Annotated in this window: 13 protein-coding genes; 10 read left to right on the top strand and 3 right to left on the bottom strand. The window is 59.8% G+C overall.

The features are described from left to right. Nucleotides 1-13: 13 nt before the first annotated feature. From ACM6I5_RS23620 to glmS, 4 genes are all read left to right on the top strand, one after another. On the top strand, nt 14-439 hold the full coding sequence (locus ACM6I5_RS23620; protein ID WP_007969909.1) for a F0F1 ATP synthase subunit epsilon: 426 nt from the start codon (nt 14-16) through the stop codon (nt 437-439). 118 nt (nt 440-557) lie between these two features. Next, a complete protein-coding gene (gene glmU, locus ACM6I5_RS23615) occupies nt 558-1,925 on the top strand; it encodes a bifunctional UDP-N-acetylglucosamine diphosphorylase/glucosamine-1-phosphate N-acetyltransferase GlmU (RefSeq protein WP_017341697.1) in 1,368 nt (455 codons plus the stop codon). Between the two features lie 97 nt (nt 1,926-2,022). Continuing rightward, complete coding sequence (locus tag ACM6I5_RS23610; RefSeq protein ID WP_017341696.1) at nt 2,023-2,799, top strand: DeoR/GlpR family DNA-binding transcription regulator; 777 nt, start codon at nt 2,023-2,025, stop codon at nt 2,797-2,799. Nucleotide 2,800: 1 nt separating this feature from the next. Then, nucleotides 2,801-4,633, top strand: coding sequence for a glutamine--fructose-6-phosphate transaminase (isomerizing) (glmS, locus tag ACM6I5_RS23605; protein ID WP_414884817.1), 1,833 nt, complete (start codon nt 2,801-2,803; stop codon nt 4,631-4,633). Nucleotides 4,634-4,702: 69 nt separating this feature from the next. Here the strand turns inward: glmS and ppk2 are convergent, their stop codons facing one another. Continuing rightward, nucleotides 4,703-5,524 carry a polyphosphate kinase 2 gene (ppk2, locus tag ACM6I5_RS23600; RefSeq protein WP_017341624.1) on the bottom strand — a complete coding sequence of 274 codons (822 nt, stop codon included), beginning with the start codon at nt 5,522-5,524 and terminating at the stop codon, nt 4,703-4,705. Between the two features lie 111 nt (nt 5,525-5,635). Between ppk2 and ACM6I5_RS23595 the strand changes: the two genes are divergently transcribed. The 5 genes from ACM6I5_RS23595 to ACM6I5_RS23575 all read left to right on the top strand — a co-directional run bounded on the left by ACM6I5_RS23595 (nt 5,636) and on the right by ACM6I5_RS23575 (nt 12,736). Next, nucleotides 5,636-6,538: a LysR family transcriptional regulator gene (locus tag ACM6I5_RS23595; protein WP_017341623.1), complete on the top strand. Its 903-nt coding sequence runs from the start codon at nt 5,636-5,638 to the stop codon at nt 6,536-6,538. A gap of 131 nt (nt 6,539-6,669) precedes the next feature. Beyond that, complete coding sequence (locus ACM6I5_RS23590; RefSeq protein ID WP_414884816.1) at nt 6,670-7,296, top strand: glutathione S-transferase family protein; 627 nt, start codon at nt 6,670-6,672, stop codon at nt 7,294-7,296. 60 nt (nt 7,297-7,356) lie between these two features. After that, nucleotides 7,357-9,387: a pyridoxamine 5'-phosphate oxidase family protein gene (locus ACM6I5_RS23585; RefSeq protein WP_414884815.1), complete on the top strand. Its 2,031-nt coding sequence runs from the start codon at nt 7,357-7,359 to the stop codon at nt 9,385-9,387. A gap of 42 nt (nt 9,388-9,429) precedes the next feature. Then, nucleotides 9,430-10,626, top strand: a complete 1,197-nt coding sequence (locus ACM6I5_RS23580) for a DUF3142 domain-containing protein (RefSeq protein WP_414884814.1) — start codon at nt 9,430-9,432, stop codon at nt 10,624-10,626. Next, entirely contained in the window at nt 10,613-12,736 is a 2,124-nt protein-coding gene (locus ACM6I5_RS23575; RefSeq protein WP_414884813.1) for a hypothetical protein, read from the top strand. Before ACM6I5_RS23580 ends, ACM6I5_RS23575 begins: the two co-directional genes overlap by 14 nt. Here ACM6I5_RS23575 and ACM6I5_RS23570 read toward each other — a convergent pair whose 3' ends face one another. Further along, on the bottom strand, nt 12,737-13,366 hold the full coding sequence (locus ACM6I5_RS23570; RefSeq protein ID WP_031319186.1) for a LysE family translocator: 630 nt from the start codon (nt 13,364-13,366) through the stop codon (nt 12,737-12,739). It lies immediately after the preceding gene. Nucleotides 13,367-13,509: 143 nt separating this feature from the next. On the opposite strand from ACM6I5_RS23570, the gene ACM6I5_RS23565 reads away from it, so the two are divergent. Beyond that, nucleotides 13,510-13,983, top strand: a complete 474-nt coding sequence (locus ACM6I5_RS23565; protein WP_017341617.1) for an Lrp/AsnC family transcriptional regulator — start codon at nt 13,510-13,512, stop codon at nt 13,981-13,983. Nucleotides 13,984-14,071: 88 nt separating this feature from the next. On the opposite strand, the gene lpdA is transcribed toward ACM6I5_RS23565, so the two are convergent. Then, complete coding sequence (gene lpdA / locus ACM6I5_RS23560) at nt 14,072-15,472, bottom strand: dihydrolipoyl dehydrogenase (RefSeq protein WP_017341616.1); 1,401 nt, start codon at nt 15,470-15,472, stop codon at nt 14,072-14,074. Nucleotides 15,473-15,526: the final 54 nt, after the last annotated feature.

Below are 15,526 nucleotides of genomic sequence, written 5' to 3'. Positions count from 1 at the left end.
TTGAGGCAATCAGATGGCTATGACAGTCCATTGCGATATCGTCAGTGCGGAAGGAGAAATCTTTTCCGGCCTGGTCGAGATGGTGATTGCGCACGGTGCACTGGGTGATCTTGGTATCGCCCTGGGCCACGCGCCACTGATCACTAATCTCAAGCCTGGCCCGATCCGCCTGGTCAAGCAGGGCGGGGAAGAGGAGGTGTATTACATCTCCGGTGGTTTCCTCGAGGTTCAGCCGAACATGGTCAAGGTTCTTGCCGACACCGTGCAACGAGCTGCCGACCTGGACGAAGCCTCCGCTCAGGAAGCCGTTAAGGCTGCCGAGAAGGCCTTGCATGAGCGGGGCGCGGAATTCGATTACGGTTCTGCTGCCGCACGTCTGGCCGAGGCTGCAGCTCAGCTGCGCACCGTCCAGCAGATCCGCAAGAAGTTCGGCCACTAACAGGCCATCACTTGTTGCGCGATTGATTAAAAAGGGTAGCCTCGGCTACCCTTTTTTCTTTTCCGAATTTAATAAACCTGGTCACAGCCGCTGACCACCCCAGGATTGGTAGCCAGTCATGTCTCTTGAAATCGTTATCCTCGCTGCTGGTCAGGGCACTCGCATGCGTTCGGCATTGCCGAAAGTGCTGCACCCGATTGCCGGCAACTCGATGCTTGGCCACGTTATCCACAGCGCTCGACAACTTGATCCACAGCGCATCCACGTGGTGATTGGCCACGGTGCCGATGCCGTTCGTGAGCGTCTGGCGGCGGATGATCTGAATTTTGTCCTGCAGGACAAACAGCTGGGTACTGGTCATGCGGTAGCTCAAGCCGTGCCATTCATTGAGTCCGACACCGTTTTGATTCTTTACGGCGACGTGCCGTTGATCGAAGTCGAAACCCTTCAGCGCCTGCTCAAGCACGTTGCACCGCAGCAATTGGGTTTGCTGACCGTCGAACTGGACGACCCGACCGGCTATGGCCGCATCGTCCGCGATGGCGCCGGCAAGGTCACGGCGATCGTCGAGCAAAAAGACGCCAGCGAAGCCGAGCGCTCGATCACTGAAGGCAATACCGGCATCCTGGCGCTGCCGTTCGCGCAGTTGGGTGGCTGGATGAGTCGTCTCTCCAACAACAACGCCCAAGGCGAGTATTACCTGACTGACGTGATTGCCATGGCGGTCAGCGACGGTTTGGTCGTGGCGACCGAACAGCCTCACGACGCCATGGAAGTGCAGGGCGCCAACGATCGCAAGCAGCTCTCTGAACTTGAGCGTCACTATCAATTGCGCGCGGGTCGTCGTTTGATGGCTCAAGGCGTGACCCTGCGTGACCCGGCGCGTTTCGACGTGCGTGGTGAAGTCACCGTCGGCCGCGATGTGCTGATCGACATCAACGTGATCCTCGAAGGCAAAGTCGTCATCGAAGACGACGTGGTGATCGGTCCGAATTGCGTGATCAAGGACAGCACTCTGCGTAAAGGCGTGGTGATCAAGGCCAACAGTCATATCGAAGGCGCCATTCTTGGAGAAGGCAGCGATGCCGGACCGTTCGCTCGCCTGCGTCCCGGCACAGTCCTGGAGGCTCGCGCCCATGTGGGTAACTTTGTCGAGCTGAAAAACGCGCATATGGGCGAAGGCGCCAAGGCCGGTCACCTGACCTACCTGGGCGATGCCGAAATCGGCGCGCGCACCAACATCGGCGCGGGCACCATCACCTGCAACTATGACGGCGCCAACAAGTGGAAAACCGTCCTGGGTGAGGATGTGTTCATCGGTTCCAACAACTCGCTGGTGGCGCCTGTGGATATCTCCAGCGGTGCGACCACCGCCGCCGGCTCGACCATTACGCAGAATGTGGATAACGCACAATTGGCTGTGGGCCGTGCACGCCAGAAGAACATTGACGGCTGGAAGCGGCCGGAGAAAATCAAGAAGAGCTGAGTTATCCACAGATCTTTTTGTCGCGTCTCGCTTGACGAAGTTTCGCCGATAGGTTTTGATTGCTTCCGTTATCTTTCGAATCGAAACTTACTAAGCCATGTCGAAACGCAATACTCCCCAACGTCGTCACAATATCCTCGCCTTGCTCAATGAGCAGGGCGAAGTCAGTGTGGATGAGCTGGCCAAGCGTTTCGAAACTTCGGAAGTTACGATTCGCAAGGATCTGGCGGCGCTCGAAAGCAATGGCTTGTTGCTACGCCGTTACGGCGGTGCCGTCACCATGCCTCAGGAATTGGTGGCCGACATCGGTCAGCCAGTCTCCAAATACAAGCAGGCCATCGCCCGCGCTGCCGTCACGCGAATTCGCGAGCATGCACGGATCATCATCGACAGCGGCAGCACGACCGCTGCGATGATCCCCGAACTGGGGCAGCAACCTGGCCTGGTGGTGATGACCAATTCCCTGCACGTCGCCAACGCCCTGAGCGAACTCGAACACGAACCGGTGCTGTTGATGACGGGCGGCACTTGGGATCCGCACTCCGAATCCTTCCAGGGGCAGGTCGCCGAGCAGGTTCTGCGCTCGTACGATTTCGACCAGTTGTTCATCGGCGCCGATGGCATCGACCTGGTACGTGGAACCACCACCTTCAATGAATTGCTGGGACTGAGCCGGGTCATGGCCGATGTCGCCCGCGAAGTGATCGTGATGGTCGAGGCCGATAAGATCGGCCGCAAGATTCCCAACCTGGAACTGCCCTGGAGCAGTGTCCATACCCTTATTACCGATGATCGCCTGCCGCTTGAGGCACGGGATCAGATTCAGGCCCGCGGCATCACTTTGATTTGCGCGGCTGTCAGTCAGGAGAAATAGCATGTGTGGAATTGTCGGCGCAGTCGCAGAACGTAACATCACCGCCATCCTGCTCGAAGGCCTCAAACGCCTCGAATACCGTGGCTATGACAGCGCCGGTGTGGCGATCTTCACCAACGATGCAAAGCTTGAGCGCATGCGTCGTCCAGGCAAAGTCAGCGAGCTGGAACTGGCACTTGAAGCCGAACCGCTGATCGGTCGCCTCGGTATCGCTCACACTCGCTGGGCCACACACGGTGCGCCGTGCGAGCGTAATGCGCACCCGCATTTCTCCGGCGATCTGGCAGTGGTGCACAACGGCATCATCGAGAACCATGAAGCCCTGCGCGAACAACTCAAGGCGCTGGGTTACGTGTTCACCTCGGACACCGACACCGAAGTCATCGCCCATCTGCTGAATCACAAACTCAAGGATCTGAAGGATCTGACCGTGGCGCTCAAGGCCACCGTGAAAGAGCTGCACGGTGCTTACGGTCTGGCCGTGATCAGTGCCGATCAACCGGATCGCCTGGTCGCTGCCCGCAGTGGCAGCCCGTTGGTGATCGGACTGGGTCTGGGGGAAAACTTTCTCGCCTCCGACCAGTTGGCCCTGCGTCAGGTCACTGACCGTTTCATGTACCTGGAAGAAGGCGATATCGCCGAAATTCGTCGAGACAACGTGCAGATCTGGGACGTCAGCGGCAATGCCGTCACCCGTGAAACCGTACAGTACCGTGACGGCGCCGAAGCGGCTGACAAAGGCGAATTCCGTCACTTCATGCTCAAGGAAATCCACGAACAACCGGCTGTTGTGCAACACACCCTCGAAGGTCGTCTGAGCCCGAACGGCGTGCTGGTGCAGGCGTTCGGCCCACAGGCCGCCGAGTTGTTCGCCAAAGTGCGTAACGTGCAGATCGTCGCTTGCGGCACCAGTTATCACGCCGGCATGGTTGCCCGTTACTGGCTCGAAGAACTGGCCGGTATTCCGTGCCAGGTCGAAGTCGCCAGTGAATTCCGCTACCGCAAAGTGGTGGTGCAGCCCGACACCCTGTTCGTGACCATTTCCCAGTCCGGCGAAACCGCCGACACGCTGGCTGCGCTGCGCAACGCCAAGGAACTGGGTTTCCTCGCCAGCCTGGCTATCTGCAACGTCGGCATCAGCTCGCTGGTGCGTGAATCCGACCTGACTCTGCTGACGCATGCCGGTCGCGAAATCGGTGTCGCATCGACCAAAGCGTTTACCACTCAACTGGTCGGCCTGCTGTTGTTGACCCTGTCCCTGGGTCAGGTTCGCGGCACATTGGCTAAAGGCGTCGAAGCCACCCTGGTTGAAGAACTGCGTCGCCTGCCAACACGTCTTGGCGAAGCTCTGGCGATGAACAGCACCGTGGAAAAAATCGCCGAGTTGTTCGCCGAGAAGCATCACACGCTGTTCCTCGGTCGTGGCGCGCAGTTCCCGGTGGCGATGGAAGGTGCCTTGAAACTCAAGGAAATCTCCTACATCCACGCCGAAGCCTATCCCGCCGGCGAGCTGAAACACGGCCCGTTGGCGCTTGTGGATAACGACATGCCTGTGGTGACCGTGGCGCCGAACAACGAACTGCTGGAGAAGTTGAAGTCCAACCTCCAGGAAGTCCGCGCCCGTGGCGGCCAACTGATCGTTTTCGCCGACGAGCAGGCCGGCATGACCAACGGCGAAGGCACCCATGTTGTGCACATGCCGCACATCCACGACATCCTGTCGCCAATCCTCTACACCATTCCGCTGCAGTTGCTGTCGTACTACGTCGCGGTATTGAAAGGCACGGACGTTGACCAGCCGCGTAACCTGGCGAAATCGGTGACGGTGGAATAAGTTATCCACAGCTGAAACAAGGGGCGAGGTCGCTGTCATTGACAGGATCTTGCCCCTTTTACATTCAGCTCAGAATTTTTCCGCAATCAACCGCAGTGGGTAATCCGGTTCTCGATAGCCGCCCGGCTTCTGGCGTTTGGGCAACTTCACGGTTTCCCTCGGAACATCCTCATAGGGAATGCGACTGAGCAGGTCGGTGATGATGTTCAGGCGCGCCCGTCGCTTGTCGTTCGAGTTGGCCACCAACCACGGTGCATGGTCGGTGTCGGTCATCTTGAACATGTCGTCACGTGCCCGTGAATAGTCATACCAGCGGCTGTAGGACTTGAGGTCCATGCCGGTGAGTTTCCAGATTTTGCGTCCGTCCTTGATGCGAGCCTGAAGCCGTCGTGTCTGCTCCTCCGGACTCACTTCCAGCCAGTACTTGATCAGAATGACACCTGAATCGACGATCGCGCGCTCGACTAGAGGGATGGCCTTCAGGAAGCTATCCACTTGTTCCTGGGTGCAGAACCCCATCACCCGCTCCACGCCGGCGCGGTTGTACCAACTGCGATCAAAGATCACCACTTCGCCAGCCGCCGGCAGATGCGGCAGGTAGCGCTGCACATACATCTGACTTTTCTCGCGTTCGGTAGGTGCGGTTAGCGCTATCACCCGGAAGACACGCGGGCTCACCCGCTCGGTCAACGCCTTGATGGTGCCGCCCTTGCCAGCCCCGTCGCGCCCCTCAAAAACGATGCACACCTTGATGCCTTTGTGTCGCACCCACTCCTGCAGCTTGACGGTTTCGACGTGCAGTTCGCGCAGTGCTTTCAGGTAGTCTTTGTTGTTCATTTTCGAGCTGTCAGCCATTGGCTGCTTTTGTGCCCGCTTCTTGTTCTTCGCCATGACCAAGCCCTCACTCTTTTCCCGGTGATGTCAGACTAGGTCGTTTTCGACGTCGCGCTCAAAATCGCAGCCTGACGGTTGCGATTTTTATCTGAATGGAGGACATGCCCAGTGGACCGATTCCAGGAAATGCAGGTTTTCGCCGCTGTAGCCCAGGACCAAGGTTTCTCGGCGGCGGCGCGGCGTTTGGGTATGTCGGCGGCCAGTGTGACTCGTGCAGTGGCCGCGCTGGAAAAACGCATTGGCACGTTGCTGCTGACGCGCACCACCCGCAGTGTGCATTTGAGCGAGGCAGGTCAGCGGTATCTGGAAGACTGTCGGAGAATTCTCGCTGAGGTGCAGGAAGCGGAGGACTCGGCGGCGGGCAGTCACGCAGAGCCTCGCGGGCAACTGACGATTACGGCGCCAGTATTGTTTGGCGATTTGTTTGTCACGCCGGTGATGGTGAGTTATCTGACACAGTTTCCTGAGGTCTGCATCAATGGGTTGCTGGTCGATCGAGTGGTGAGCATGGTCGAAGAGGGGATCGATGTGGCGGTGCGTATCGGTGAGCTGCCCGACAGTAATCAGCATGCGATTCGCGTCGGTGAAGTGCGCCGGGTGATTTGTGCTTCTCCGCAATTTCTTGAGGCGCATGGCAGGCCGACCCATCCTCAGGATCTGACCCGCGCAGCGGTTATTGCGACGTCCGCTATCGGTCAAATGAAAAGCTGGCCCTTTCTTGAAGCCGGAGCGCCACTGAATGTTCGACCGGAACCACGCCTGGTGGTGACGGCGAATCAGGCCGCCATTACGGCCGCGTGCCTGGGGTTGGGATTCACCCGCGTCCTGTCTTATCAGGTCGCCAGCAAAGTCGCGTCCGCAGAGCTGGAAATCGTTTTGGCTGACTTCGAACTGCCGCCGCTGCCCATCCATGTCGTTTACCAGGGCGGGCGTAACGCTCCCGCGCGGATTCGCAGTTTTGTGGACTTCACCGTGAAGGCCTTGCGGGAACACCCGGACTTGCAGGGCTGATGGTTTATTTCACTGGGTGAAATAATGGATTGCACTTGCTGACTATTCTGTTGTTTTGGTTGCGGGTGGAAGATAGCGGCCATCGGTGCTGATCTGTCCTGGACGGCACCATCACCCCAGTGGAGTCGACCATGCAAGCGATCAAACTCTATAACTTCCCGCGCTCCGGCCATGCTCACCGTGTGGAACTGATGCTGTCCCTGCTGCAACTGCCGACCGAGCTTATCCTGGTTGATCTGGCCAAAGGCGCGCACAAACAGCCGGATTACCTGGCGATTAATCCTTTCGGGCAGGTTCCGGCCATTGATGATCAAGGCGTGGTGCTGGCCGACTCCAACGCAATCCTGGTTTATCTGGCGCAAAAATATGGCAACGGTCGCTGGTTGCCGGCCGACCCGGTTGGCGCGGCGAAGGTGCAACGCTGGTTGTCTGTGGCGGCCGGCCCGATTGCCTTTGGTCCGGCCAGAGCAAGGCTGATCACTGTGTTTGGTGCGGCATATAACGCTGAAGAGGTGATTGCCTACTCTCACATCTGGCTCAAACAGATCGATCAGGAACTGGCGGCTTCGCCTTATCTGGTTGGCACCGAACCGACCATTGCCGACGTCGCGGCCTACAGCTACATCGCCCATGCGCCCGAAGGCAATGTGTCGCTCGAAAACTACGCCAATGTACGAGCCTGGCTCGCGCGTATCGAAGCCTTGCCTGGTTTTGTCGCTATGCCACGCACCGTCGTCGGCCTGCAAAAAACTGCCTGATGCTGCGGCCCGACCTTGTCGGGCCGTCCACACTGCGCTCATGCGCGGGGAGAAGCCGTTATGGACCGTTCACCTTGGCACGCTGGCGAGAAACAGATGCAGGCACACGTCGGTGTTGCCGAGCGAATGGAGACGTTGGGGCGTAGGGTGGTTCGCACCGAGATGCCGGACCAGCACCGTACATTCTATGAGCAACTGCCGTTCATGCTGTACGGCGCGGTGGACGCCGACGGTAATCCTTGGGCCAGCATTCTCGAAGGGCCACCGGGTTTCGCCCACTCGCCCGAGCCGGATGCGTTGCAGTTCAACAGCCTGCCGGGGGCGGATGACCCTGCGCAATTGCGCGATGGCGCGGCGATCGGATTGCTGGGAATCGAATTGCATACACGGCGGCGCAACCGCCTCAATGGTCGCGTCGGCGCCGTAACGGCGGAGGGTTTTGCTGTCACGGTCGAACAGTCCTTCGGCAACTGTCCGCAATACATTCAATTGCGCCAGTTTCGCTCGGTGCCGCTGGCGGATCCGGCGACGCGCATTGCGCAACACCTGAATGGCCTGGATGACGCGGCCAAAGCCATGATCGCCGACGCCGACACGTTGTTCGTCGCGAGTTATGTGGATATTGATGGCCAGCGCTCAGTGGACGTTTCCCACCGCGGCGGCCAATCCGGTTTCGTACGGGTGGAAGGTAATCGCCTCACCATCCCGGACTTCGCCGGCAACCTGTTCTTCAATACCTTGGGCAATCTGCTGATCAATCCCCGGGCAGGTTTGCTGTTTATCGATTTCAACTCGGGCGACTTGCTGCACCTCAGTGGTCGTACCGAAGTCATCCTTGAAGGCCCGCAGGTCGAAGCCTTTCAAGGCGCCGAGCGCCTGTGGACATTCGAGGTGGAGCAGGTGGTGCGCCGGCCGGCCGCGTTGGCTTTGCGTTGGCGCTTCGATGGCGTTTCACCCACCAGTCTGCTGACCGGCACCTGGGAACAGGCCAGCGCCCGTCTGCAAGCCCAGGCCCTGGGTGATCGTTGGCGGCCGCTGCGAGTGGCGCGGATCGAAGCGGAAAGCCACAACATCCGCTCAATCTATCTGGAGCCCGCCGATGACGCAGGGTTGCCGGTATTTCAGGCGGGGCAGCATTTGCCACTGCGGTTCAACATTGGCGATGAGGTGCATATTCGCACTTACAGCTTGTCGAGCGCGCCGTCCGATGACTTTTTCCGTATCAGCGTAAAACGTGAAGGGCTGGTGTCGTCGTACCTGCATGAGCAGGTTCGAGTTGGTGATCTGCTGGAAGCCCGTGCACCGCAGGGGCATTTCAGCGTGGCAGCCCATGAACGTCGGCCGCTGGTGTTGTTGGCTGCCGGGGTAGGCATTACGCCGCTGCTGTCGATGGTGCGGGAGGTGGTGTATCAAGGCCTGCGCACCCGGCACATTCGTCCGACATGGTTTTTCCAGAGTTCGCGCACGTTGGCCGATCAACCGTTTCGACCCGAGCTCGATCGCCTGCTCGAGAGTGCGGGTGGCGCGGTGCGGGTGTTGCGTCTGCTCAGTCAGCCGGAGGCCGATGCTCACGAGGGCGAAGACTTTGATTTGACCGGACGGATCGACACGGCTTTGCTCCAGTCCATCCTTGAAGAGGAGGACTACGATCAGCTGGACTTTGTCCTCTGCGGCCCGGGCAGTTTTACCCAAGGGCTGTACGACAGCCTTCGGGGACTAGACATCCGTGACAGCAGGATTCACGCCGAAACCTTCGGCCCGTCGACCTTGCGTCGCCAGCCGGACCCCGACGCGGTGGTCATCGAGCAACCGCCCGCCGCAACCACCTCGGTGCCGGTGGTGTTCCAGCGCTCGGCCAAAGAAGCCCGCTGGCAACCCGATGGCGGCAGTTTGCTGGAGTTGGCGGAAAGCCGTGGCTTGCGTCCGGAATTCAGTTGCCGCGGCGGCTCCTGTGGGACCTGCAAGACCCGCCTGATCAGCGGCCAGGTGAATTATCCACAGCCGCCAGCGGAAGTGCCGGATGAAGGAAGCGTCCTGATTTGTTGTGCGATTCCGGCGCAGGGCTCGCAGCCTTTGGTGCTCGACCTGTAGCATCTCACGGACGCTGCCTTCAGCAGATACAAAGGATGCTTTATGGTTTTTCTCGCTCGCCTGTCGGGCTTGCTGGTGATGGTGGCGTTGCTTGCCGGTTGCGAACGACAGGACGCGCCGCCGCTTGATCAACAACTCTACGTTTGGCAACGGCAATGGACGCCCGCCCACGAAGCTGCACTCAAAGACAGTCGTGCGGACTTTTCCACGCTGCGAGTGTTGGCGTTGCAGGCCTTCCCCCGGGCGGGTTGGAGTCGGGCGCGAATCGATGCGGCGCTGCTCAAACAGGATGGCCGGCCGCTGATTGCGGTGATTCGCCTCGATGGCCAGCTCAAGTCGCTGGACCAGGACGAAGTGACCGCACAGATCGGCCAGGTGCTTGATGATTGGCAAGCGCAAGGGCTGATCGTCACCGGTGTGGAAATCGACCACGATGCTGGCAACGCCCGGCTACCGGCGTATCGGAAATTTCTCACAGCGTTGCGCGGAAGTCTTCCGGCCTCCATGCCGCTTAGTATTACGGCATTACCCGCCTGGCTCGGCAGCCGCGAACTGCCGGCATTGTTATCCACAGTCGATAGCAGCGTGTTGCAGGTGCATGCAGTGAGCGATCCGCGCAGGGGCTTGTTTGACCCGGAACAGGCGCAAACATGGGCGAAGGCGTGGGGCCACATCACTTCGAAACCTTTTTACCTGGCGCTGCCGGCTTATGGCGTGGCGTTGTTACCGCAGACCGACGGCGCACCGCTGGTGGAGAGTGAAGTGCCGGTGGAACGTGGCGGCGAGCGTCGGGAATTGCTGGCCGATCCACAGCAACTGCGCACACTGGCCACTGAATTACGCAACGATCCGCCGGTGCATCTGGCCGGCCTGATCTGGTTTCGCTTGCCCCTGGCCCAGGATCGTCGGGCCTGGAGCCTGACCACCTTGGGCGCCGTGGCCCGCGGCGACATCCTCGACAGTCGCCTGATGCTGAAACTCTCGGCGCAGGATGGCCTCTATGACGTCAGCATCAGCAATCAAGGCAACCTCGACGGTGTCTGGCCCGAGCGTCTGACGCTCGCGGTGCGAGGTTGTGAGGGCGCCGACGCCCTGGCCGGTTATGCGTTGCAACAGAGCCCGGATCTGCTTACCTTCACCCGCCTGCGCGACGGGCGAATACCTGCCGGCGGGGAGCGCGCCATCGGTTGGGCGCGTTGCACCCACATTGATCAAGGAGGTTCAAATGTTCACCCGTAACTGGCCCCGCCATTTGCTCTGCCTGAGCCTCAGCTTGCCGCTGGGTTCGGCATTGGCCTGCGGGCCGGATTTCCCCATGCGTCTGCTCGACAACCGGGGCCAGTCGCTGGCGGAGTTGCCGGAAGGCAACTTCCGGTTCGAGATCAATCGTCTCGGGCATGCGATTGCGGGTCTGAAGAACGTCACCGAAGTCGTCTACAACAGCATGGACGCAACCGACTATGCCGAGCAGCGGGACAAGGCCGAGCAGGCTGGTCTGACCGTGGAACAGCAAGCGCAGGTCAAACAGTTGCGCAGTTTGACCGATGCTCATCAGGTAGAAGCACAGGGCGCGAGTCTGCCGACTGAACTCGTGCTCTATCTCGCGGGCGCCGTGGCGTTCAACGCGGGTGACCCTGGATTGGCCGCCGAGTACTTCCAGAAAGTGCTGGCGCTACCTGCGGATCAGCGCGCGTTACGCAGCACCTGGGCCGCGTATTCGCTGGGCCGCGCGCTGTTTGCCATGAGCGCCGAAGCGGACGCGAAGCCCGACCTGCTGACGCCATCGCGCAAAGCGTTCGAGCAGGCTCGGCAACTGAGCATTGATGGTTTCAGCGACCCGTTGGAACTGGGCGTTGCCAGCCTCGGCGAAGAAGCACGCGTGGCGCGCACGGCGGGTGACTGGAACCGAGCCATTGAGCTCTATGCCACGCAAAACCTCCACGGTTCGGCGGTGGGTTACACCTCGCTGAAACTGTTGGTGGCGGATCTGGCGGCGATGCCTGACGAGCAACTGGCCGCATTGCTTGAAGGCAAACCGGTACAGCAACTGATCACGGCGTCTCTGATCAGCCGGTTGGGTTGGTCATTTGGTGATCAACCGCCGAACGAACAAAAACTGATCAAGCTGCTGCAAGCCAGCACCCGCGGCAGCCTGGATAACGCCGATCGACTGGCGGCGGTGAATTATCAACAGGGCGACTACGCCAGCGCCAAAGCTTTTCTGGAACACGCCGGCGACGGTGGCCTGGCGTGGTGGCTGCGGGCGAAACTGGCGATGCGCGAGGGCGATAAAACCGCCGCCGCCGCGGCATACGCCAAAGCGGCCCAGGCCTTTGCGCAGAATGAATCCTGGGGTGAGCGGCGAACGCCTGACTGGGACTTTGAAACGCTTCAGCCCAAGTGCCGGGTCGAAGGCGAAAGCGCAATCCTGGCGTTGCAACGCGGGGATTATCTGCAAGCGTTCGATCAGCTTTATCGCAGCAACGACATTTACTGGTTCGACGCCGCGACCGTCGCCGAGCGTGTGTTGACTGTCGATGAGCTCAAGCATTACGTCGACACTCAGGTGCCCGCACCACCGGCGCTGACTCAGCAGGATCGCGACAACTATGTGCCGTTGCCGGTGGCAGCGAAGTTGCGCAACTTGCTGGGGCGGCGATTGCTGCGTGAAGAGCGTTACGATGAAGCGCCGGCGTACTTCGGCGATGCTGAACTGCAAAACAAGGCAAAGGCTTATGGTCAATTGCGCCAGGAAGCCGAGTCCGCTTGGTGGCCAACCCGTCGTGCCGAGGCTTTGTTCAACGCTGCGAAGATCGCTCGCGAGTGGGGGATGGATATCCTGGGATACGAAATGGCGCCGGACTATGCCACGTTCGGTGGTAACTACAGCCTTGAAAGCACCGAACTCAAGGTCGGTCCCCTGGTGGCTGAAGAGGAGGTCAAGCGTCAGCACGCCAGCGCTGCTCAGCCCGATCAGCGTTACCACTACCGTTATGTCGCCAATGCTTTGGCCAGCCGCGCTGCCGATCACCTGCCTCATACCAGTCAGGCCTTTGCGGCGGTGTTGTGTGCGGCGACAGGGTGGAACACTGATCAGGAGCAGAAAAGTGCCTTCTATCAACGCTACGTCAAAGAAGGCCCCTACGTGGATTGGGCACTATTCTTCGGCGAGCGATGCCCTTATCCGGACTTCCAGAACGCAGACAAACGTTACGTCACCCAGGCGTTGAGTCCGATCCGGGCGACGCTACGGCCGTACAAAAAGTGGCTGGAAGTGGGCGGTGTATTGGTGTTTACCGCGCTCGCGCTGTTGCTGGTCAATCGTCACAAGCGTAAGGCGCGCCAGTAATCAGGCCTGTTGAACAAAAGTCAGTCGCACCGCAAAACCGATCAACAGGCTGCCAAACAGCCATTGCTGGAAGCGCTGGGCCGAAGGACTGCGTTGCAGCCAGCGGCCAAGCGCGGCGCCAGCCAAGGCGTAGGCGCTGTCGAACAACAAACCGACGCCGACCAGCACAACACCCAGGGTCGCGAATTGTGCGAGCACCGACCCTGCGTGCGGATTGATGAACTGCGGCAACAGCACCGAGCAGAACAACAGCGCCTTGGGGTTAAGCAGGTTAGTCAGTAGACCGCGCTGGATCGCTTCGCGCCAACGTGGTTTTCCACAGGCTGCACCCGCGTCGTCCAAGTTGGGCAGCATCGTGGTTCGCAAGCACTGAATGCCGATCCATAACAGGTACGCGGCCCCCGCCAGGCGCACGACGTCGAAGGTCCAGGGCGCAGCCTTGAACAGTGCCGCCAGCCCCAATGCCGCCAGTAACACGTGGCAACCCCGTGCGATGCCCAAGCCCACTGCTGTCGCCAGCGCCGCCCCTCTGCCTTGGCGTGCGCCTGTCTGCAGCAGCAGAATCATGTCCGGGCCCGGCAACAGGTAAACCACCGCCAGCGCCATGAAAAACAGCCAGAGTCCTGCCACGATGCACCCCATTCGTTGTTGATTCGGTAGGTCAGTCTAGGGTGGAAAGTCAGGGCAGGTGGTTGCGTAGTTTGCTTCTCAATCGTCTTGGGTTGGCATAACCTGCCATTGAATGATCACTCAGCCATCAGGATCTGCCAAAAATGAAACTGGACGCCTACGACCGCAAGATTCTCGCAGCCCTGCAACGGGATGGTCGGCTGAGCAACGTGCAACTGGCTGACGAGATCGGTCTGTCCGCGTCGCCTTGCTTGCGTCGGGTACGAATGCTTGAAGAGGCCGGGGTGATTCGCGGCTATCAGGCCAATCTGGATCGCGATGAAGTCGGGCTTGGGCTGACGGTGTTTGTCGGGGTCAAGGTTGAGCGTCACAACGACGAACAGGCCGAGTCTTTCCGTCTGGCCGTGACAGCGTTGCCCGAGGTGATTTCTGCGTTTCTGGTATCAGGGGAATCGGATTTTTTGCTGCAGGTGGTGGTGCCGGATCTGCGTGCGTACGACCGCTTTCTCACCGGACGATTGCTGAAATTGCCGGGCGTGAGCGATATCCGCAGCAACTTTGCGATTCACACGGTGAAAACACCGGGGGCGTTGCCGCTGGAGCATTTGCCAACTTGAAAGCAAAGATCGCAGCCTTCGGCAGCTCCTACTGTCGTACTCATATCCTGTAGGAGCTGCCGAAGGCTGCGATCTTTTTTGATATTTGCTACATCTGAGTCGCCATCCCCTCCACATTCATCGCCGCCTGACGCAACGCCTCGGAACGCGTCGGGTGTGGATGACACGTCAGTGCGATGTCTTCCGCCGAGGCGCTGAACTCCATGGCCACGCAGTATTCGCCAATCATTTCACTGACACTCGGGCCGACCAGGTGCACACCGAGAATTTCGTCGGTGCGCTCGTCGGCCAGCACTTTGGCGAAGCCTTCGGTCTCGTGGTTGATCTTCGCCCGGCTGTTGGCGGTGAACGGGAATTTACCGACCTTGTAGGCCCGGCCTTCAGCCTTGAGTTGCTCTTCGGTCTTGCCGACGCTGGCCAGCTCCGGTCGGGTGTAAATGACGTTGGGAATCAGGTTGTAATTGACCTCGCCGGCTTTGCCGACGATCTGCTCGACGCAGGCCATGGCTTCATCTTCAGCCTTGTGCGCAAGCATCGGCCCGGAGGTGACATCGCCAATTACCCACACGCCGGCCGCTTCAGTCCGGTGGCCCTTGTTGGCAAGCATGCCGCGCTTATCCGTAGTGAGTCCGACGTTCTCCAGCCCCAAGCCCTGGGTGTAAGGCCGACGCCCGATGGCCACCAGCACGTAATCGGCTTCAAGCCCTTCGGCAGTGCCACCGGCCGCCGGTTCAACGCTGAGTTGCACGCCATTTGCCGAGGTAGTGGCGCTGGTGACTTTCGAACTCAACTTGAAGTTGATGCCTTGCTTGCTCAACGAACGCTGCAGCGTTTTACCCGCTTCACCGTCCACGCCGGGGCAGATCCGGTCGAGAAATTCGACCACCGTCACTTGTGCGCCCAAGCGCCGCCACACCGAACCCAACTCCAGGCCGATGACCCCAGCGCCAATCACCACCAGATGTTTTGGCACTTCGGATAAAGACAGCGCACCTGTGGAATCAAGGATGCGTTGGTTGTCGATCTCTACGCCGGGCAGGGGAGTGGGCTCGGACCCGGTGGCAATGATGATGTCCTTGGCGCTCAATTCGGTCTTGCCACCCTGGCTATCCGTTACCGTGACTTTCCCCGGGCCGTCGATATGCCCCCATCCCTTGATCCAGTCGACCTTGTTTTTACGAAACAGGAACTCGATGCCCTTGGTCAGCCCGGTCACGCTTTCATCCTTCTGCTTCATCATTTGCGCAAGGTTGAGCGTGGGTTTGACCTCGATCCCCAGGTTGGCGAATTCCGCACCCATGGCTGCGTCGTACAGTTCGGAAGCATGCAACAGCGCCTTGGACGGCATGCATCCGACGTTCAGGCAGGTGCCGCCGAGGGTCGCGCGGCCTTCGACGCAAGCGGCTTTCAGGCCCAGCTGGCCGGCGCGGATTGCTGCGTTGTAACCGCCGGGGCCTCCGCCCAGAATCACGATGTCATAGCTGCTCATGGATTTGCTCCTGGATTAAATGGGAATCGGGCTGGATAAACGTAGTCCGCAGAT

Source organism: Pseudomonas sp. IT-P171 (assembly GCF_949767765.1).
Lineage (GTDB): Bacteria > Pseudomonadota > Gammaproteobacteria > Pseudomonadales > Pseudomonadaceae > Aquipseudomonas > Aquipseudomonas fluorescens_B.
The sequence above is the reverse complement of the archived record's forward strand: the minus strand, read 5'-3'. Positions and strand labels throughout refer to the sequence as shown.